This window comes from Ruegeria discodermiae, from assembly GCF_030758345.1.
Taxonomy (GTDB): domain Bacteria; phylum Pseudomonadota; class Alphaproteobacteria; order Rhodobacterales; family Rhodobacteraceae; genus Ruegeria_C.
The window spans coordinates 1-19,975 of sequence record NZ_JAVAMO010000016.1; the positions used below are offsets into that span (position 1 = coordinate 1).

The following is a 19,975-nucleotide window of genomic DNA, read 5'->3' on the forward strand; positions in this document are numbered from 1 at the left end:
TCGGTTCGTATTCATCACCCTAATCCTGCTCGGCAGTGGCAACCAGTTGAAAGTGTGTTCATGATTTCTTTCAAAGGCGCGCAGTATCTTACGCGATCATCGGCGACTACGTCTGCGCCCAAACTCAAGCTTAACCTTTCTACGGGGCCTTCAGTATCAGTGGATTTTGCCAGGGCAGGCTCCGCGATCAAATCCGGATCTACTGCCATTCCTGCAGCGCGGTTGCCACCCGGTCATAGATCAAGTCAGTGCTCGCTTGCGGTTGCGTCATCGTGTCGGCCATATCTGCGACCAGAGTTGAAATCTCATCCATCACCTGAGTGCGCGTCAATGTTCCCAGCCTGCGCATGTAGATTTCGGTTAGTTTGCTCAAGTTCTTGCCTCCCGCAGACAGGATCAGTTGCCGCAAAACCGATAGCTCAACAGTGTCAGATATCGCTTCCAGCGCGCGCGAAATGAGACCAGGCAAGGCGGCGTCCGAAACCAATTTGATCAGGTCAGTAAAGCAATCGATGAATGCCCGCGGCGAAGTATTTTCGACCTCTTCAACGATCGCCATTACCTCGTCCGGCTCAAAATGTCGCAAAAACGGAAGCAGGGTGGTTTGCGCGGCATCTGGCTGATCTGCGCGCCACAACTCATAGATTTGTCTCACCTCCTCGGTGGTCTTGTTTTTTAAGGCATTTGACAATTCCGCGCGTGAAAGATGAGCGAGAAAGTCGCTTGGTAGCATTGCGATGGCGCGCTCAAGAACCGGGCCAGTAGAGGCACTGAACACCGCACCCCTGATACGTTCGTTGTCAAAGCCCAAGGCGTGGTAGTCCAATAGGGCATCAAGTTCCGCATCGCTCAGGTAGATGGCGCCGAATTGCGCGAGAGACGCGACTTGCGCTGCAAGTAACCGACAGGCGTTTTCCCCACCCGGTTCGGGAACAGCCGGATCGTCAGGTTGCACGATTGCGCGCATATAGGCGCCCAAGTAATTTGCCTGCAGGGTCGCGTCTTCGGGCGGCAACGCCTGCAACACATCGGTCCATTCTCTCCACTGGGTCCAAAGATCTTCGGATTCGGCCAGAGTATCGGCCCGCAGCTTCTTGGCGAAACGTCTTGTTTCATCCTCGATTTTCGGGTCCGTCGCGCCTCGGCCTAGCGCATAGTGTCTGGGAAGGTCGTAAAAACCGCGCACTCCGACCAAGATCTCAGGCAGAACAGACGGTGTTTCCTCTTCAAAAACCTCGCGCAGCCGCCGCGTCAGGTTGAGCGCGTTAGTTGTATCGACCTCTTGCAAATAGTCTCTGATCTTGCTTTTGGCGGCGCCGGACTTCTCGACATATTTCTTGTCTATCAGGCTCGCAACGAGATCTTCGGTCCGACGCTTCGGGTGTTCAAGGAGCAAATCGAGAAGCTCGAAGCGCTGATCTGCCGACAGGCAAGGCAGCATGTTCAAGACAAACTCAGCGTTGAATTCTCCGCTTTCTTCCATGATCTGGGCGCGCCAGACAGACAGCCTATCCTCCATGTAAGACTGTCGGAAGCAGGCAGGAAGCGCCCCAAGTACTGCGGCTTGGGCGAGGCTCGATCCATAGGCCAGATCTTTCTCGTTCAGGCGCTGCAAGGCCACTTTCGCATCCGGTTCCGACAAAAAACCTCCCAGCGCTTGCAGACAGCCGAGACGTTCATGTGTCGAAAAGGTCAGTGTTTTCTCAAATGCGTGATGAATGTTTGACGGCGACAGGTTCGGCGCAGCGGAATGGATCATCGGAGCGATGTCGTCGCCCGTGGAAACACGCGTTGCCACGCGAAGGGCGTCTTCGACCGTCTCGGAATCGAGATGGACGGAGACTGAGGCCAACGCCTCTTCGCGGTCCACGAGAAACGGTGATTTTTCAAGCTTTTGAAGCACATCAGGAACAAGTGATGATCGCATTTCCCTAGGCAGAAAGGAAATGTTCCGGGCCAGTTCGGCGGGGGCAAGGCCTTGTGCCGAATGATATGCGTTTTGCAGAATCCGTTCGGCTTCCGAACCATTCAAGTGGCGTGCAAGCGAGGTAAGCGCTTCAATGCGATTGAAACCCGGAAGCTCGTGCAACTCGGGCAGTTCGGCGAGAGAGAGCGCAATATCCAGGAAATGTTTCCGCTGGTCCGGCGCACATCGCTCGATCAAAGCGGTGCTGCACAGGAAAATCTGCGAAGGCTTCATAATCGCCTGCGCAAGTTGAAAGACCGCTTCTGCCGAGCTTTCCTCGGCGGCGTCCGTCAGTTTCGCCGCCGCCAAGATGTAATGCTGGCGTACCCGGCCTTCAGCTTCCTCGCGCTGCTGCTCTTCGTCAAAATACTGGCCGTAAAAGCCATATTCAGGGTCTGCCAGCAGTTCCATCATAGTCTCGACGTCTTCTGCAAAACGCTTGGACGTCAATGACGCGATTTCAGAAATAGCCGGACCTCGGATACTTGCTTGCAGCGGTGCCAGGGCGCGATGGACATCCGTCCAGTCAATTCTTGAATGGTCCGAGGTGCGGATCGGCTGCAGCGCCTCGTCCGCCAGGGCTTGTTGATCATCTGCATTCAAGGCATGCGCGATGTTACGGAATGCATGCGCCCGATCGTGCAGATTGCTGCCCTTTTTGGCCATTGAAATCAGTTTCTGCAGTTTTTGCTCATATAAGTGCGGAGCCAATTCACTGATTAACTCAAACAGCCGCGACGATGACATTCTCGCCTCGGCAGCCTCCAAAACGCGGTCTTGATCAGCCTGCGGCAAAACAGGAATGAGACCCGCCAGCGCGGTTTGGAGTGCAAGCTCGGAATTTAGATCAAGCGCGAGTTCGAGTGCTTCGGATAGCAGATCATCTGGCAAATAGGGCGCGAGATCCGCCAGGGCGCTCGCTTGGTCGTTTTCTTTCGCTAATGTGGAAATAGAGGCAAGGGCGTCTTCCAGGACGGTGCGACGACGGCTCTCGGGCAACGCTTCGGCGACGGCGGCGATGGCCTTGAGCCGTCCGGCTGGAGCGCGGCGCTCGGCGAAATGCAAAGCTGATCCGACAGCCAAGACGCCATGTTCGAGTGCTTTGGCAAGCAGCGCAGGGGGAATGCCCAGGCTGAGGCTTTGAATTGAGCTGGAGATCAGGGCGCCTGCAAACAGCTCGGACCAAAGCACGGGCCGCTCGCCATCGTCCGCGGTTTCCAGGGCATTGGCCATCGCCTTTTTGGCGACATCCACATCGTTGGAAAGACCAAGATATCCTTCGCTTTGCCTATCAGCCTCCCAGGCGGTGCGCCATGCAGTCGATAACAGCTCGGAATACGCATCAATAGGTGCTCGGCAGACTTCGAGATGTTGTGCATGAAACTGGAGAAGATAGGCGGGCATTGCGGCGGCGGCGATGTCGCCCGCAGCCAAGGCCGCGATTTGATGGCGGCCCCAATCTACAAACACCTGTTCTGCGCGGGCCACGATGTCCGAGCCGCCGAAATACTCCGCCCGAATGTAGTTTCTTAGCTTGGGATGGCCCAAAGCATAGCCCAGTTCCAGCCCGTCCCCCACGATGAAGCGTTGCAGCGGATCGACCGTGTCCTTTGCCAGGATATGCCTGTCATCTGTCAGACGCTCGACAAGCACCGCAAGATCGCGCAGGGGCAACGGCCCTATGGCGCAGGCCAATATGGCAAGGATGGCTTTTATCACCTGTTCGTCAAAGGCTGCGCCCGTATCTTGATAGATGCCGCCTTGCCGGTCCAGCCAACGATCGAAATAGGGGCCGAAGCCCGCGTCGCTGTCTGAGAGTTTTGGTGGCTCGCCCTCACCGGATTTCAAGGATTGGCGAAAGTCGTCGACATAGTAGGTCAAGAGCAAGGGGTCGCCTTGCGTCAGCCGGTTCAACTCGGCGATCAGCTCTTCATCTACAGCCAAATGTACCAGGACAGGGTCAGTTTGCCGAAGCACATCCGCAATGCCGACCGCATTGAGCGGCGGAATGCGGAGCGTTTCGACAGAGGCACCCGGTACATCCCAGTCAAGTCGGCGCAACCAACCCTCTTCGCCCTGGTCGCCAGCAAGAATGCGCGCCGAAACCAGAACCTTGAGATTTGAACCCATGCAATCTGGCAGGAAATCCGCGTCAAAGCGCCAGCCCGTGGCCTCGTCCAGCCCGTCAATGACGATCAGGCAGGGCGTGCCGCGGTCTTCCATCGCCTCCAGATACTCGATGAGTTTTTCTTTGTAGAACTCTGTCGGGTCACTCGTTGCTGTCGGCAATTGTTGCCCTAGCAAATAGGCGAGACGTCCGGCAAAGGCCTGAAAAAATACCGAAGGCCGGCTGGTTTCGTAACGAATACTGATTGGCACAAATGCCAGCTGAACATCGTCTTCCAGCTGTTCGAGCCAGCGCACAAGAAGCGCCGTTTTACCGCGTCCTGCCTCTGCCGCGACCAACAGGTGGCTGGAGGCCTCCGGATCGCGAAACCACTGATTCAGTTCGGCAATTTCCGTCGCTCTACCACCAAAAGCGACAGGCATCGCCGCCGAGCCCAGGTATCCGTCTACAAATCGCTTGATCCGCCTGCGAAAACTGACCGGTACTGTATCCACACCAAGATGGACATGAATGTCGCGACCATGAAACGTGCCTACGTCGACGACGGGACCGGCCGCACGGCCCGCGCCGGGGTCAGTTTTTTTGGCGAATGTTGGTCGCCTTGAAGTCACCTGAGAAAGTGGCGTCATCTGCCTTTAGGACGGTGCCGCTTGCTTGGATGTCGTCGAGAATGAATGCCCCTTTTGCTTCAAGGGTTTTGAAATCGAACAAGGCTTGCGCTTGAGGTTCATCTTTCAGGTCGCTAAGCGCCTCAAGCAACGCTCTCGCCAAATCGGCAAGTTCGGTGTCGCCGCCCGCATTTTCCGTTTCCAGACGCTTTTCCAGAACCTGTTGCTCCAACTCGGAGTCCGGGTCTTCCTCCAGAGCTTCCACGGCATTGCCAGCCTTCTTGTAGCGATCAGCGATAAGCTTCTTGATCGCGCCATAAGCGTCTTTCAATGCGGCGCCGCCCAGATCCTTGCCAGCTGCGATCGCTCCCGCCGAAAGAGCGGCCACAAGACCAGGAATAATACTTTCCATAAAATTCTCCCGCTCCACATATTTGCCCACCATGACGATAAGCCTACTAATTCGCAACTTTTTAGGTTGAAAACACTGGCAACCCCTGAAACGCCAGACAAAAGCAACTTGACTGTCAGCACAAGCTATTGTGGTGCAGCCACTGAACCTGAGTGCTAGCTCGCGGCTTGAAATTGCCGTTCAAAGCAAGTTTAGGGCGCCGTCATGCGGCATGTCACAGCGGACGTTGATTATTGATGCGACCATACCTGTTGGGCCCCGAAACCGTAGAAGCGCGAGGCAGTTTCCCCAAACACCGCGTTTTGGCTCTCTGGCGGGATCAGCGCTCGGAATGCCGAGAGGAGCTTGGCATAGTCTGAATAGAGATTATCGACCGGGAAGTTCGAGCCGAACATAACCCGGTTGGCTCCAAATTGGTCCAGACAGGTTTCAACGATCGGGCTGAGGCTGTCGGGCGTCCAGTAGTTTTCAAACATTCCCAGCCCGGACAGTTTGCAGGTGACCTGAGGTAGCCCTGCGAGGTGGAGAAGCTCGGCCGCCCAGGAATTGAGCCCTGCTGGCGTTCGGTTGTGCGGAGAGCCTGCGTGGCAGAGCGCAACTTTGGTGTTAGGAGCCTGTGCCAGAACGCGAGCGGTTTTTTCCATCAGCTCCGGGATAAGCTGGAGGTCAAAGCTCAGCCCTCGCCGTCCGACCTCTTTCAAGCCTGCCAGAAAGCGTGGGTCATCGAGCAACGCATTCGTGCCGGTCTGCGCGTCCTCGCCCGGGGCGCGGCCAACGATTTGGCGAACGCCGCGAACGGTGGACAGCGACTGAAACGCATTCAATTGTTCGTGCAGATCCGACGCCGTGAGGTCGCAGAACACGACCTGCACCATGCGCCAATCCGGGTTGGCGTTGGCGACGGATTGCACCCACTGGGCTTCGGTCATGCCGTCTTGGGCGCCGACCTGTATGTGAACCGAGGCGGTGAACCCTTCCGCCTTGGCCTCGGCACGGAATTCCTCCAGCAGGTAGTTGCGCTGGATCGGCGTCGGATCGCCAAAGAACCGCCGCACCCCGCGCTCCATGAGCCAGGGGTAGTGCACCGCGTCCAGGTCCCACAGATGGTGGTGCGCGTCGATCCAGTTGTTCATGCGCGGGGAGCATACTTCATACGGGCGAGAATATCGACGCCCTGTTGGTTCCAGAAATGCAGCAGGTCGATGAAAATCCAGTTCTCGGCCAGCTTGTCGCCCTCGCGGCGATAAATGTCGATGACCCGGAATTCACCCGCTTTGTCCGTGGCAGGCATGCCCATAAACCCACCGGTGGGCCGGGCTGTGAAGTTCGGCAAGCCAAAGAACCCGCCATAGTGGCCCTCGGCCATCCGGCAGATGTGTTTGGTCTTCGACCGGTCGGTGAATCCAGCGCGAAACGGTCCTGAGTGCTGCTTTGCATAGCGCTCGATCGTATAGGTTGCACCGATCCCGGCGGGGCCCCGCCAGATCATGTCTTCGCACCATGTCCAGCGCAATTCGTCCTCAAGGCTCAGGCCGCTGTTCCATTGGCCGATATCGGAAATTATGGCATTGATCGTGCCGAGGGTCTTTTCACGCTCTTCGGCGGGCTGCGGGCCGAGCATGCGCCCGTCATGCGTCATCGGTCCGGGCTGAACCAGATGCGCCGCAGTCTGCGGTGGGAAGGGCTGCAACCCGGTCTGCATCATGAGATGCGGGATGTCGAAATACATCGCGGTCTCGATGATTTTGCCATTCTCGACCTGGTTGAATTCACAATAGCGCAGAAACGCCATCTTGCCTGTTGGGGCGATGCCCAGCCACTCATTGTTGAACAGGCCCATTAGGTGTCCCATCGAAACAACCCAGGCTTTGCAGGCGACAGCCCGCGAAATGCACCTGCTGACCTGAAGATGTTTCCCGGCTTTCTGCAACGGCTGGCCGATGATGGCGGCACGCCGCAATATGCGCGGCCGATGTGCGTTGGTGAGGTCCACACGAAGGGGCAACGCGAACTGCACAAGGATATCGCCAACCTAAAGGCGGCGATGGTCGAACATGGGGTCGAGCGGGGCTTTATGAACGCTGCCAGCCCCGGTGTTATCTCTCTGTTTTTGAGAAATGATTTCTACCCGAGCCGCGAAGCCTATCTGGCCGCTTTGGCTGATACGATGAAGTCGGAATACGAGACCATCGTGACCGCTGGTCTGGACTTGCAACTGGATTGTCCCGACCTCGCGCTGTCACGCCACATGCTGTTCTCCGACCACAGCGATGACGAGTTCCTGACGATCGCCAACATGCACGTCGAGGCGTTGAACCATGCATTGTCCGATAGACCGGCCGAAAAAGTGCGTGTGCATATTTGCTGGGGCAACTACGAAGGGCCGCATTGCTGCGACATCTCGATGGACAAGATGTTCCCGATCCTCATGGCGACGAAGTCGCGTTATGTGCTGTTCGAAACCTCGAACCCACGCCATGGCCATGAGTGGACCGTGTTCTGTGACCGCAAGGCTGAAATTCCGGATGACAAGGTGCTGGTACCGGGCGCCGTGGACACCACCACCAACTTTGTCGAGCGCCCGCAGCTAGTCGCGCAACGCATTGAAAAATTTACGGACATCGTCGGGGCTGATCGCGTGATCGCAGGCTCGGACTGCGGCTTTGGTACCTTCGCAGGCTTCGGCGCGGTCGATCCGGACATCGCCTATGCCAAGCTGAAATCCCTGTCCGATGGGGCTGCGCTGGTCGGATGACATCCTTGGTTCTGATCCCAAACATGATGTGCGACGCGCGGCTTTTCAGTCCGCAGATCACCGCATTTTCCGGCTTGCGCGATCTATATCTCGCGTCGATCAATCAGCGCGACAGCGTGTTGGGTTTGGCGCAAGACATCCTGTCAAATGCCGTGCCACGCTTTGCCCTTTGCGGCCTGTCTATGGGTGGGATCGTGGCGATGGAGATCTTGCGTCTGGCGCCCAACAGGGTTGACCGGATCGCACTGCTGGACACCAACCCACTGGCCGAAAGGACGAGGTTAAAGCACACCGCTTTCCCCAAATGATGGCCGCGCGCCAGGGCCGGCTCGCCGAGATTATGCGCGATGAAATGAAGACCAACTACCTTGCGGCTTCGCCCCGTCACGGCGGGTTGTTGGACCTTTACATGGACATGGCGCTGTCACTGGGCCCGCATGTCTTCCTGCGCCAATCCCGCGCGCTGATGGATCGCCGCGATCAAAGCGACACGCTCGCGAACGCGAGGCTTCCCGCCTTGATCTATTGTGGACGCGACGATTGTGGGCGTGTGGGCGCGACGATGCGCTTTGCGACGTAGATCGGCACTGGCTGATGGCCAACTTACTTTCCGGATCACAGCTCGAAATCATCGAAAACGCCGGGCATATGCCCACGCTGGAATAACCGGAACTTACCAATGCAGCGCTTTCGCGCTGGCTGGAGGCATGATGGATGACACTATTCTTTCCTTTTGAAACAGGTGGATACGCCCACGGCCTGCAACGCGATTGAGGGCGTGCAGGGCAAGCGCGGGTTCAATGACTTCACTCGCGTCACCATGCTGGCGTCCGACCCATTGGCGCCTGCCATGGCCGGCTATGCCCGCACTGCCAAATTCGCGGCAGTCAACCCGCCAGCCGAACCGCCCGAGGTGATCCGCGAGCGGCGCATTGCCTATTATTGTCACATGGCCGAAGGCCCACGGCCCGCAGTCACTGTTGTCGAAGACGTGGATTTCCCCGACTGCATCGGCGCCTATTGGGGCGAGATCAACACAACCATACAAAAGGGGCTGGACCTGTCCGGCGCGCTGACCAACGGCGTGATGTGCGACCTTGGGGACCTGCCCGATGGATTCCCGGTGGTGGCGGTGTCTGTCGGTCCAAGCCACGGCTTTGTCCATGTCCTCGAAATCGGCACGCCCGTGGCAATCTTCGGACGGCGCGTCAACAATGGCGATCTGATCAACGCCGACCGCCACGGCGCAGTAGTCATCCCGGCGGACATTGTGGACCGGTTAGGAGCACGCCATCGCCAAACTGCTCGACACCGGGAGACTGATCCTAGACCCCGCCCGCGAACAGGATTTCGATCTGTAGGCGTTCGAGAAAGCGTGGGCGGCCTTCGAAGCATCACGCACATAGGGAGCCGAGGCGGCCTATGTCAATTCTGCGCGCAGTCTACCGGATACCTCGAAGGTCCGCATCAGGGTTTAGTTTGTGACGCCGTCGCACTTGCAGGGAACAACCACTCTCTGCCCGATTTGCAGATCGGGCATTTCCGCTATGGCTGGGTGCGGTCATCTGTCTTGAGAAGGCGAATGACTGCAAAGTCCCGCAGCGCAGACGCCAATTTTTTGGGTACTCAAATGACCCCAATGCGGGTTGTTAGACGAGAACTATTGGTCAAAGCTGGAGGCGTGAGAGTTCGACCGGGATTGTCGCGGTCAGTATTTGGCACATAGGGGAATGCTATCTGATGTCTCACATCATTGGTTCGCCAACGATCCAATTGGCGCGTAGGTTTCTGGAGCTTATGCAAAGGTCTCAGGTATGTTGGCAGCTGTCTCCAGCAAGGCCTTTTCGATCTGAGATTTCTGCTTACCATAGCGGGTTGACGGTACCGGAATTGATATAGCGTGCAGATCTCCGCTCCAATCTGCGAAACAAAACCCGATAGCTGAAACGCCGTCAGAATGCTCATCCAGATCATACGCAAGGCCGGTTAAGCGGACTTCTTCCAATTCTTGCATCATCGGGTCGATTTTGCGCACAATGCCGTTGCGCTCCCATTCGTTGCGTATCAATTTGGTTGCGGCATCTTTTTCCATTTGGGCCAGACAAGCTTTTCCATTGGCTGTTGTCGTCAGCGGAAACACCTCGCCCACCTGTGAAACTGTTGTCAACCGGTGCAGACCAGGCACCTGATCAAGAAACACCATGCCAATTCCACGCATAACAGCGAGGTCAGTTGTCTCGCCGGTCTTTTGCGTTAACTCGGTAAGCAAAAGGCGGCAATGCTCAACAATATTGTACTGCGCTGCACCTGCGAGCGCGCTGAGTTCTGGCCCAAGCCGAAGCCCGCCACCGCCGGCATCCGAGATCACGAATTTTTCTTCGGCCAACGCGCTGGTGATTCTCTGTACCGTAGAGCGGGGCAGGTTAACCCGTTCAGCGATTTTACCAAGGCTCCTACCCGATTGGGTTTCCTTAAGAACGCGCAAAATCGACGCGGCTCGGGAAATAACCTGAATTCCTGATTTTTCATTCTTTTCAGTCACCTGATGTATCCTTGCCGTGCGTTTGATCGCCACCTCTTAGGGTGAATGCCGGACATAGATTGTACCGCGATACGGTGCAAGTCAACCACATTGTGAGTTTTTTGTTGACCGCATTGCGGTGCATATGCATCATGATACGGGACAGGTGGGAGGAGCCACCCAGACAATTCAAAGATCAACAGCGCCGGCCTCCGGCGTACAGAGGAGATGTGCCAAATGGTCGAAATCCGCGGCATCGAGTTTCAAGGAAACACCGAAAACGACATGGAGTTGGAGTTCTACAACCTCAGCCACCGCTATGGTTTTCAATGTCCAAATTGGCCGTATTTCAAAGACGTCCAAATTGATCGCAAACACTATATGGCGAAGTCTGGCGTATTGTCGCAAACCATTACCACAACCATGCATGTTACGACACATATCGACGCGCCTGCGCATGTCGTGCAGGGAACGCCGTTCATTGACGAAGTGCCGCTGCCGCATTTCTTTGGCACGGGTCTTGTGGTTTCCGTCCCGAAAAAGAAATGGGAGCAGATCACCGGTGACGATCTTGAAAAGGCCTGCGGCCATGCGATCCGCAAGGGCGATGTCCTGATCATCAATACCGGCTGGCACAATCAGTACGAGGATGGTGACTACTTTGCCTATTGCCCGGGTCTTGTTCCTTCGGCAGCTGAATGGATGATCGAAAAAGGCGTAAAAGTTGTTGGTCACGACACTCAGGCCAACGACCACCCGCTGGCGACAGCGATTGGCCCACAGCGAAACGGTCCGATCATGCCGCACCTTGAGCAGGAGTATCTGGAGTGGTCCGGCGGCACTTCGTGGAAGGTTGATTTTCCCGAATGGGAACCGGTCCACAACATGCTGTTTTCCAAAGGCATTCTGGGCATCGAAAATGTGGGCGGTGATCTGGATGCCGTGACCGGCAAGCGTTGCACATTTGCGTTCTTTCCCTGGAACTGGGATCGGGGTGATGGCTGCATCATCCGCCTGGTGGCGATGATCGACAAATCTCAATCCTATCGCATTGCGGATGGATCAGATTTCTGAGGCTTTGTCGTTCGGGTCGCTGGCCCACCCAGCTACCCACCAACTTCACGGACGGAGGGGGATATGCATCTCAAACGCTTTAATGACGCCGAGGCCTATGAAGCTCCGAACCATTTTGGATGTCATGGACTGCGTCTGCAAGGGTTCGAAGAGGGCGGACCCACCAACCAGTGGATTGGGCTCAGCCAGTTTTTACCGGAAGGCGGAGCCGGGCCGGACGCCACCCCTTTCGAGAAGGTCTATGTGGTTCTTGAGGGCGAAATGACCGTCATCATCGATGGGATCGAGACGACGCTTGGCCCAATGGACAGTTGCACGATCGCACCCGGCAAGGTGCGCAAGATAGAAAACCGGTCAAACCATGTCTGCAAGATGCTGGTGGTTATGCCCTACCCGCCCAAGGCCTAAGGAAACACGATATGCTTGATCCACTTAACATGTTTGACGTCAAAGGGCATGTCGCTCTGATCACGGGCGCTTCTGGTGCTTTCGGGATGGTTGCAGCCCGCGTGCTTGCCGGCGCTGGATGCCACCTTGTACTGGCGGCAGGCAATCAGGAAGCTCTCGACGAGATAACCAAGGAATGTGAAGCGCTCGGTGCCACTGTCGTTGCTGTGAATGCGCGTCCAGACGATGAGGCATCCTGCGAAGCTTTGGTTGATGAAGCCGTCAACAACTTCGGTAAGCTGGATATTCTCGTCGTTGCTTCGGGTATGAACAAAGTGGCGCTGATCAATGAAATGGAACCGGAAACCTTTGATGCGGTGATGGACGCGAACGTCAACCAAAGCTGGTTGCTGGCGCGAGCTGCCGCAGGCCGGATGAAAGCAAGCGCCTATGGCAAGATCATATTCGTCAGTTCCGCGCGCAGCATCCTGGGGCATCCGGCGGGCTATGCGGCTTATTGTGCCTCCAAGGCTGCCATCAACGGGATCACCAAAGCACTGGGATGCGAGCTTGGCCCGACCGGAGTGACCGTCAATGCCATCGCACCTACGGTTTTTCGGTCTCCCCTGACTGCTTGGATGTTCGAGGATACCGAAGAGGCTGAGGCGGTGCGCGGCGGTTTCCTCACCCGCGTTCCTAAGGGGCGTCTGGGCGAGCCTGAAGATCTGGCAGGGCCACTGCTCTTTCTCGCCTCAAGGGCATCTGACTTTTACACCGGGCATATCCTTCATGCCGATGGCGGCTATACGGCGGGCTGAGCGATGGTACCCAAGAAACAGCAGATGGCGGTGATTGGTGCCGGGCTTATGGGCCATGGAATTGCGCTCGCTTTGGCGAAAGCAGAGCAATACATTGCCATCACAGATCCCGTTCAAGAGGTCAGAGATAGCGTACCAGACCGGATTCGCGCGAGCATGGTGGCGTTGGGTGACGACAAAGTCACCATCTCAAAGACCCTCAAAATGATTGAGATTTTTCCAACGACGGAAGGCGCGGTTCAAAAGGCTGACGCAGTGTTTGAGGCCGCACCGGAGAAACTGGAGCTCAAAAAGGCGATCTTTGCTGAGATCGAATCGAACGCGCCCGAGACCTGTATTCTGGCGTCCAACACATCCGTGATGCCAATCACCCAGATCATGTCGGATCTGCGCCTGAAAGCCCGCGCGTTGGGAACGCATTGGTGGAACCCGCCCCACATGATCCCGCTTGTCGAAGTAATCAAGACCGAGTGGACAGACCGGGACGTCGCGCAAACCATGTTCGATTTGCTGCAGGCTGCGGGAAAGACCCCGGTTATGGTTGAAAAAGATGTCCCTGGGTTTATCGGCAACCGGCTTCAGCACGCTTTGTGGCGCGAAGCGGTCAGTCTGGTCGAAAACGGGATATGTGATGCCGAGGCGGTGGACACTGTGATCAAGTCCAGCTTTGGGCGACGGCTCGCCGTGCTCGGACCAATGGAGAACGCTGATCTGGTCGGGACAGATTTGACGCTGGATATCCATGAAAACGTGCTGTGCGATCTGGAAGACCGAAAAGGTCCGTCGCCCTATCTGAAGACGCTCGTTGAAACAGGCAAACTGGGCATGAGATCGGGCCAGGGCTTCCGGAGCTGGACCGAAGGTGAAGCGGATGCCGTGCGTCAGCGGGTCGCCACGCATCTCAAGCAGCTAGAAAAGACCTTGTAAGGTGAAACGAACACTGGCTGGAGGTCAGTGAAGGGAGGACGCAATGAAAAAGACTCTTAAAACGCCCACACGGCGCGGTTTTTTGACAGGCGCAACGGCGGCCGTCGCTGCCCCGGCTATTCTGCAAGCGACGCGCGCATATGCTGCAGATCCAACCCTGCGGGTGGGAAATGTCAGCCCGCGCACCGGGCCGTTGGCCGGGTTTGCAGAAGCGGATGAATATGTGCTTCAGGCAGTTCAACAGGCGTTCTCCGCCGGGCTGGATAACAATGGCAAGACCTGGAACATCGAGATCATCTCCAAGGACAGCCAGTCCAACCCGAACCGCGCTGCCGAAGTGGCAGCAGATCTGATTCTGGGCGACGAGGTTGATATTATCGTTGCAGCCTCGACCCCCGAAACAGTCAACCCGGTGGCCGATCAGGCCGAGATTAACGAATTACCCTGCATCACCACCGACTGCCCGTGGCAGCCCTACTTCTTTGGTCGCAACGGTGTACCGGGCGAGGGATTTGAAAACACCTATCATTTTTTCTGGGGCCTTGAGGATGTGATCGCCGCATGTCTCGACATGTGGGACGAGACCGGCGTGACCAAAACCGTCGGAGGATTGTTTCCCAACGATGCAGACGGCAATGCTTGGGGTGATCCGGAGTTGGGTCTACCAAAGCCACTGGCAGCGGCGGGCTTTACTCTCACTGATCCGGGTCGGTATCAGCCACTCTCAGACGATTTTTCGAACCAGATCGCGACGTTCAAGGCCGCCGGGTGTGAAATCGTCACAGGCAATATGATCCCGCCCGATTTTGCAACATTCTGGAGCCAGGCCGCTCAGCAAGGGTTCAACCCAAAGGTGGTCACGATCGGCAAAGCCCTGCTGTTCCCCTCGGTGATCGACTCGCTGGGTGATCGGGGCGACGGGCTGTCGACCGAAGTCTGGTGGTCGCCGCATCACCCGTTCTCTTCCTCCCTGACTGGTATCTCCTCGCGAGACCTGGCTGAGGGGTATACGTCGGCCACCGGGCGCCCCTGGACACAGCCTTTAGGCTTTAAACACGCGCTGTTTGAAGTTGTGGCCGATGTCGTGAAACGGGCCGATGATTTGGAAGATCCGTCCTCAATCATCTCAGCAATCACTGCCACGAACCTAAACACCATCGTGGGTCCGGTGAACTGGGGCGAAGGGCCGATGAACAACGTCACCAAAACGCCTTTGGTTGGTGGCCAGTGGCAAAAATCGGGAGACAGGTATGAGCTGCAGATTGTCGCCAATGACACAGCGCCCGAAGTGCCTGTTACAGCTGATATGAAGCTGCTGGGCTGACAGGATCCCTGGGTTCTTACGCCAGTCCCCTGATCTGAGACAGACATGACACCAATTCTGAAACTCAAACACCTGAACAAAGCATTTGGCGCGATCACCGTTGCCGATGCCATGAGCTACGAGGTCCATCCCGGCGAAGCGCTTGGGGTGATAGGACCTAATGGGGCTGGAAAGACCTCGATGTTCAACCTGATCACAGGAACGCTCCGTTCCAATTCCGGCAGCATCGAGTTCGACGGGCAGAACGTCAGCAAGTGGAGCGCTGCTCGTCGCAGTCATGCGGGTGTAGCCCGGTCTTTTCAGGTGCCGCAGCCGTTTTCGGGCATGACCGTGTTCGAAAACGCCATGATTGCAGCTACCCAATCCGCCGGGCTTCACGGGCAAAAGGCTGAGCGGCATTGTCTCGAAGTGCTGGAGCAAACCGAGCTGTTGCCTAAAGCGAACGTGCTTGCGGGCAGTCTGACACTGTTGGAACGCAAGCGACTGGAACTGACCCGCGCGCTGTGCGCCAAACCCAGACTGCTGTTGTTGGATGAGATTGCGGGCGGACTGACTGAGGCCGAGTGCCAATCTTTGGTTCAAACGATCAAGGACATTCACGCCTCGGGTGTCACGATCATCTGGATTGAGCATGTGGTGCATGCCCTTCTGGCCGTTGTGGACCGGCTGATTGTGATTGATTTCGGGAAAAAAATCGCCGAGGGCGAACCGCATGCGATCATGGACAGCGCTGCGGTGAAGGAGATCTACCTGGGGATTGAAGCCGATGCCTGATGCGATCCTAAGAACACAGGGATTGAATGCCCACCACGGCGACTTTCAGGCGCTCTATGAGGTAGATCTGGAAGTCAGCGCGGGCGAAGTTCTGGCTATCATCGGTGCCAATGGGGCCGGGAAGACAACCCTAATGCGCTCGATTACCGGCCTGTTGATTAACGGACCGGGGCAAATTCAGTACCAAGGACAGGATATCAGCCGCTTGCGTGCCGATCAGGTTGCATCGCTAGGGCTGGCCATGGTGCCGGAAGGGCGTCAGTTGTTTCCGTCTCTCTCAGTTCGTGAAAACCTGATGATAGGAGCCCAGGTCGGCCGCACCGGGCCATGGGATTTGAACGCCGTTTACCGACTTTTTCCAGTTCTCAAGGAGCGAAAGGATCAGGCCTCGACCTCCCTTTCAGGGGGGCAGCAACAGATGGTGGCCATCGGCCGCGCTCTGATGGCCAATCCGGACTTGATCCTGTTCGATGAAATCAGTCTGGGACTGGCCCCGATCATCATCAAAGACATCTACGCCACTTTGCCCGGCATCATAGGCGAAGGCATGAGCGCTGTGATCGTCGAACAGGACATTACCAAGGCGTTGTCCGTTTCAAGCCGAGTCTACTGTCTTCAGGAAGGGCGTGTTTCCCTAGAAAGCGCATCCGGCACTGTTTCGCGCGACGAGATATCGCGCGCCTATTTCGGGATCGAGTAAGATGGAATGGTTGAACGCAATTGTGCAAGGCACACTGTTGGGCGGGCTCTACGCGTTGTTCGCCGCAGGGCTGTCGCTAATTTTCGGGGTGATGCGGCTTGTAAACATTGCTCATGGTGATCTGATCGTATTGGCTGCCTATCTGGGGCTGACGGTCACAGCGGCCGCTGGGTTACATCCGATGCTTGCACTGATCATCGTCGTGCCGGCTATGGCGTTGATCGGCTATGTTCTGCAACGAGGATTGCTGAACCAAACCCTGGGCGATGATATTCTACCGCCGCTGCTGGTCACTTTCGGTTTGAGCGTGATCATCCAGAATGCATTGCTTGAGGTTTACACTGCCGATCCTCAGACATTAAACGCAGGCGCACTGGAGACCGCCGGCGTTGCTGTAAGCGGTGTGACGCTTGGGATTCTGCCGCTGCTTACCTTTGGCATTGCTGTCGCGGTGATCTGGGGGTTGCAGTGGATTTTCTATCACATGGCACTTGGTCGCGCGTTCCGGGCCGTGTCCGATAATCAGGGCATTGCCCAACTCATGGGCCTGAACCGCCGTCATATCTTTGGCCTGGCTATGGCACTTGCGCTGGGTGTGACCGCCATCGCTGGTGTCCTTCTTGGTATCCGGACCAGCTTTGATCCTTCAATTGGCGGCGGCCGCCTGATCTTTGGCTTTGAGGCAGTCATCATAGGTGGTCTCGGCAACCTTTGGGGCACTTTGATCGGCGGCGTCATCCTGGGTGTTGCGCAGACTATCGGGGCCAAGATTGATCCTGGCTGGCAGCTACTGGCCGGACATATCGCCTTTCTTATCATTCTTGCCGTTCGCCCCAACGGCCTCTTTCCGAGGATTTCCGGATGAACCTGCAGGACTACTCAGTTTCCCGATCGTCCAAGGCCGCGCGCGTCGCGGGACTGCTGGGTGCAGTTATGTTATTGGTGTTGGTTGCGGCACCCTGGTGGGCGGGGCGTGCGGATATGCGGCTAATGGGTGAGCTGTTTTTGTATCTCTCGCTCGCCACACTCTGGAACCTGATGGCTGGGTATGCCGGGCTCGTCTCGGTCGGACAACAGGCCTATGTAGGCTTTGGCGGCTACATGCTTTTTGCGCTCACGATGTTCGGTGGGATGCCACCAATGGTTGCCATAGCGTTGGCCGGTGTGCTGGGCGCCTTGATCTCGATCCCAGTGGCAGTTCTGATCTTTCGTTTAAGGGGTGCTTACTTCGCCATCGGCACCTGGGTGATCGCAGAGGTGTTCCGGCTAAGTTTTGCATAGGTTTCCGCACTTGGGGGTGGATCGGGTTCGTCTCTACCCGTCGCCATCGTGAAGTCGCTGGCATCCGGGCGGGCGATGCGCGAAGCGCTGAGCTATTGGCTGGCGCTTGGGGCGGCTATTCTGGTGGTGATCGCCGTCTACTTCTTCTTGCGCTCCCGGCAGGGTCTTGCGCTGACGGCCATTCGTGACAATGAGCTGGCCGCAGGCAGTCTTGGCATCGATATCTGGCGCACAAAGTTCTTCGTGTACGTCGTCACATCTGCGTTCACCGCAATGGTCGGAGCTCTGATTTTTCTGCAAAAGCTGCGTATTTCGCCGGATGCGGCGTTCAGCGTCAATGACTGGACGGCGTTCGTGATCTTCATCGTGGTGATCGGCGGCATCGGAACCATTGAAGGACCGATCATCGGCACCGTGGTTTTCTTCGTTCTGCGCGAAACGCTAGCCGATCTGGGGACCACCTATTTGATCGTCCTCGGCGTCGTCGCCATCGTAGTCATGCTGAAAGCACCCAAAGGCATCTGGGGTCTTGTTCGAAGCCGGTACGACCTGCAGCTGTTTCCGCTGGGCTATCGCGTGATGCAAACCAAAAACTCCAAGGAAAGCTGAACCCATGTCGCGGCAGAAGAAGACTGTTATCACCTGCGCCGTAACCGGCGCGATCCATACGCCAACAATGTCGGACGCGCTACCGTATACTTACGGAGACATCGCGCATCAGGCCATTGCAGCGGCCGAAGCGGGTGCTTCGATCCTGCATTTGCACGCGCGCAATCCGGAGACCGGCGCTCCATCGGTAGCTCCAGATGATTTTGCCCCGTTTCTACCACGCATCAAACAGGCTACGGACGCCGTGGTGAACTTGTCGACGGGTGGATCACTGACGTTATCCATTCAGGATCGGATCACCCCGGCCAAAACCTTCAGTCCCGAGATGTGCTCAATGAATATGGGCTCAATGAACTTCTCGTTTCACCCTCTGGCGAGCCGATATCGCGATGAGGATTGGAAGTTCAACTGGGAAAAAGACTATGTGGCGAATTCGGACCAGAACATCTTTCGCAATACCTTCCGAGACATCCGCGAAGCCGCCGAGACCCTGGCACCGCATGACATCAAGTTCGAGCATGAATGCTATGATGTGGGCCATCTCTACAATCTGAAGTTCTGCATGGATATCGGGCTATTCAAGGCACCTATCTTCATTCAATTCATCTTTGGCATCCTGGGTGGCATCGGGCCAGAAGTTGACAATCTAATCTTTATGAAGTGCACGGCCGATCGATTGTTCGGGGAAGATTACCGTTGGTCCGTACTGGGTGCCGGGGGCGCGCAGATGGCGCTGGCCACGACCGCAAGCCAGATGGGCGGGAACGTACGAGTCGGATTGGAAGACAGCCTGTTTATTTCACGTGGGCAGCTGGCGGAAAGCAACGCACAGCAAGTGGCCAAAATCCGGCGCATCGTTGAAGATCTGGGAAGTCAGGTCGCAACACCGGACGAAGCGAGGGAAATCTTGAACCTCAAAGGGGGGGATCGGGTCGCATTTTGATGCGAAAGTGCCAAACCCACAAGTTTTATTGAACGTTGTTTGGGTCATTGAAACGCTGATGTATCCTTCGGGCACCCTCAAAAAAAGATCTGCCTCTGACTTTCGTTTCACTCTCTTGGGGATCGAGCGCAATAGTTTGCAGATCAAATGCATTATCAAACACGCTGGAGGCCGACTTCTGTGTCGCGGCTCTGAATGAGGCGATGGCCAAATATGGCCTGCCCGGGATCATGAACACAGATCAGAGATTACAGTTTACGTCCTTCATCTGGACGGATCAGTTGCGGCGATGGAGTTCGAATAGTCATCGTGTAAGCTGGTTGTTGTACCAACCTGGAGAAGCGGAAAAGCCCTATGTCTGAAGATCTGCTGGTCAAAGCCCTTGAGATGCTAAAAACTGGAGGTCTCAAGCCAGGCCCGAAATTGGACCGGGCCCACGAGATTTGCCAGGATCACGAGGGTGAGCTTGCGTTCGACTGGATACATGCACTGGTTCATCGTATCGAAGGTGATGACGGGAATGCGGATTATTGGTACCGACGCGCTGGCAAGACCAGATACCCAGGATCCATTTCAGACGAATGGCAAGCTATTTGGGCCGACCTGTCTAAACCCGGATAGAAGATCCTCTGAGAAGCGAGGCAACACTCAATGCAGGCCTTGCAAACGCTATTTTTCACCCAGAAAGCTATGCTGGCCCGCGCTTCAACTACTCGAACTGCGGCACGTTGGCCTCGAGAGATTGACC

Annotated in this window: 17 protein-coding genes and 3 pseudogenes; 15 read left to right on the plus strand and 5 right to left on the minus strand. The window is 56.5% G+C overall.

Features of this window, described 5'->3' with window-relative positions; genetic code table 11:
• Positions 1-199 precede the first annotated feature (199 nt).
• The 4 genes and pseudogenes from Q5Y75_RS22840 to Q5Y75_RS22855 all read right to left on the minus strand — a co-directional run.
• Positions 200-4,723, minus strand: coding sequence for an ATP-binding protein (locus Q5Y75_RS22840; RefSeq protein WP_306201908.1), 4,524 nt, complete (start codon positions 4,721-4,723; stop codon positions 200-202).
• Positions 4,668-5,114, minus strand: a complete 447-nt coding sequence (locus tag Q5Y75_RS22845; RefSeq protein ID WP_306201910.1) for a Het-E N-terminal domain-containing protein — start codon at positions 5,112-5,114, stop codon at positions 4,668-4,670. Before Q5Y75_RS22845 ends, Q5Y75_RS22840 begins: the two co-directional genes overlap by 56 nt.
• A 230-nt stretch (positions 5,115-5,344) precedes the next feature.
• On the minus strand, positions 5,345-6,247 hold the full coding sequence (locus Q5Y75_RS22850) for an amidohydrolase family protein (RefSeq protein ID WP_306201912.1): 903 nt from the start codon (positions 6,245-6,247) through the stop codon (positions 5,345-5,347).
• Positions 6,244-6,978, minus strand: a pseudogene (locus Q5Y75_RS22855) (ester cyclase); the annotation flags it as partial. The gene Q5Y75_RS22850 and the pseudogene Q5Y75_RS22855, both read right to left, overlap by 4 nt.
• Here Q5Y75_RS22855 and Q5Y75_RS22860 point away from each other — a divergent pair.
• The 4 genes and pseudogenes from Q5Y75_RS22860 to Q5Y75_RS22870 all read left to right on the plus strand — a co-directional run bounded on the left by Q5Y75_RS22860 (position 6,958) and on the right by Q5Y75_RS22870 (position 9,230).
• A complete protein-coding gene (locus tag Q5Y75_RS22860; protein ID WP_306201915.1) occupies positions 6,958-7,869 on the plus strand; it encodes a uroporphyrinogen decarboxylase/cobalamine-independent methonine synthase family protein in 912 nt (303 codons plus the stop codon). The pseudogene Q5Y75_RS22855 and the gene Q5Y75_RS22860 overlap by 21 nt on opposite strands.
• A 5-nt stretch (positions 7,870-7,874) precedes the next feature.
• Positions 7,875-8,177, plus strand: coding sequence for an alpha/beta fold hydrolase (locus tag Q5Y75_RS28665; RefSeq protein WP_445758205.1), 303 nt, complete (start codon positions 7,875-7,877; stop codon positions 8,175-8,177).
• Positions 8,174-8,449: a hypothetical protein gene (locus Q5Y75_RS28670; protein WP_445758206.1), complete on the plus strand. Its 276-nt coding sequence runs from the start codon at positions 8,174-8,176 to the stop codon at positions 8,447-8,449. Before Q5Y75_RS28665 ends, Q5Y75_RS28670 begins: the two co-directional genes overlap by 4 nt.
• A 130-nt stretch (positions 8,450-8,579) precedes the next feature.
• A pseudogene (locus tag Q5Y75_RS22870) lies at positions 8,580-9,230 on the plus strand (RraA family protein).
• A 434-nt stretch (positions 9,231-9,664) separates the two neighbouring features.
• On the opposite strand, the gene Q5Y75_RS22875 reads toward Q5Y75_RS22870, so the two are convergent.
• On the minus strand, positions 9,665-10,411 hold the full coding sequence (locus Q5Y75_RS22875) for an IclR family transcriptional regulator (RefSeq protein ID WP_306201916.1): 747 nt from the start codon (positions 10,409-10,411) through the stop codon (positions 9,665-9,667).
• Positions 10,412-10,627: 216 nt separating this feature from the next.
• On the opposite strand from Q5Y75_RS22875, the gene Q5Y75_RS22880 reads away from it, so the two are divergent.
• The 11 genes and pseudogenes from Q5Y75_RS22880 to Q5Y75_RS22935 all read left to right on the plus strand — a co-directional run bounded on the left by Q5Y75_RS22880 (position 10,628) and on the right by Q5Y75_RS22935 (position 19,848).
• Positions 10,628-11,464 (plus strand): cyclase family protein, encoded by an 837-nt coding sequence (locus tag Q5Y75_RS22880; protein ID WP_306201918.1) that lies wholly within the window; start codon positions 10,628-10,630, stop codon positions 11,462-11,464.
• A gap of 63 nt (positions 11,465-11,527) precedes the next feature.
• Positions 11,528-11,872, plus strand: a complete 345-nt coding sequence (locus tag Q5Y75_RS22885) for a cupin domain-containing protein (protein WP_306201921.1) — start codon at positions 11,528-11,530, stop codon at positions 11,870-11,872.
• Between the two features lie 11 nt (positions 11,873-11,883).
• On the plus strand, positions 11,884-12,669 hold the full coding sequence (locus Q5Y75_RS22890) for an SDR family NAD(P)-dependent oxidoreductase (protein WP_306201922.1): 786 nt from the start codon (positions 11,884-11,886) through the stop codon (positions 12,667-12,669).
• 3 nt (positions 12,670-12,672) lie between these two features.
• On the plus strand, positions 12,673-13,596 hold the full coding sequence (locus Q5Y75_RS22895) for a 3-hydroxyacyl-CoA dehydrogenase family protein (RefSeq protein WP_306201924.1): 924 nt from the start codon (positions 12,673-12,675) through the stop codon (positions 13,594-13,596).
• Between the two features lie 43 nt (positions 13,597-13,639).
• Positions 13,640-14,920 carry an ABC transporter substrate-binding protein gene (locus Q5Y75_RS22900; protein WP_306201926.1) on the plus strand — a complete coding sequence of 427 codons (1,281 nt, stop codon included), beginning with the start codon at positions 13,640-13,642 and terminating at the stop codon, positions 14,918-14,920.
• Positions 14,921-15,031: 111 nt separating this feature from the next.
• On the plus strand, positions 15,032-15,694 hold the full coding sequence (locus tag Q5Y75_RS22905) for an ABC transporter ATP-binding protein (RefSeq protein WP_306202097.1): 663 nt from the start codon (positions 15,032-15,034) through the stop codon (positions 15,692-15,694).
• Entirely contained in the window at positions 15,687-16,394 is a 708-nt protein-coding gene (locus tag Q5Y75_RS22910) for an ABC transporter ATP-binding protein (RefSeq protein ID WP_306201928.1), read from the plus strand. The genes Q5Y75_RS22905 and Q5Y75_RS22910 overlap by 8 nt, the downstream gene beginning before the upstream one ends.
• Before the next feature lies 1 nt (position 16,395).
• A complete protein-coding gene (locus Q5Y75_RS22915) occupies positions 16,396-17,259 on the plus strand; it encodes a branched-chain amino acid ABC transporter permease (protein ID WP_306201930.1) in 864 nt (287 codons plus the stop codon).
• Positions 17,260-17,384: 125 nt separating this feature from the next.
• Positions 17,385-18,284 (plus strand): annotated as a pseudogene (locus Q5Y75_RS22920) (branched-chain amino acid ABC transporter permease).
• A gap of 4 nt (positions 18,285-18,288) precedes the next feature.
• The gene (gene kce, locus Q5Y75_RS22925; RefSeq protein WP_306201932.1) at positions 18,289-19,227 is read left to right on the plus strand and encodes a 3,5-dioxohexanoate:acetyl-CoA acetone transferase; all 939 of its coding nucleotides are present in this window, start codon (positions 18,289-18,291) and stop codon (positions 19,225-19,227) included.
• Positions 19,228-19,581: 354 nt separating this feature from the next.
• The gene (locus Q5Y75_RS22935) at positions 19,582-19,848 is read left to right on the plus strand and encodes a hypothetical protein (protein WP_306201934.1); all 267 of its coding nucleotides are present in this window, start codon (positions 19,582-19,584) and stop codon (positions 19,846-19,848) included.
• The last annotated feature ends 127 nt before the right edge of the window (positions 19,849-19,975 follow it).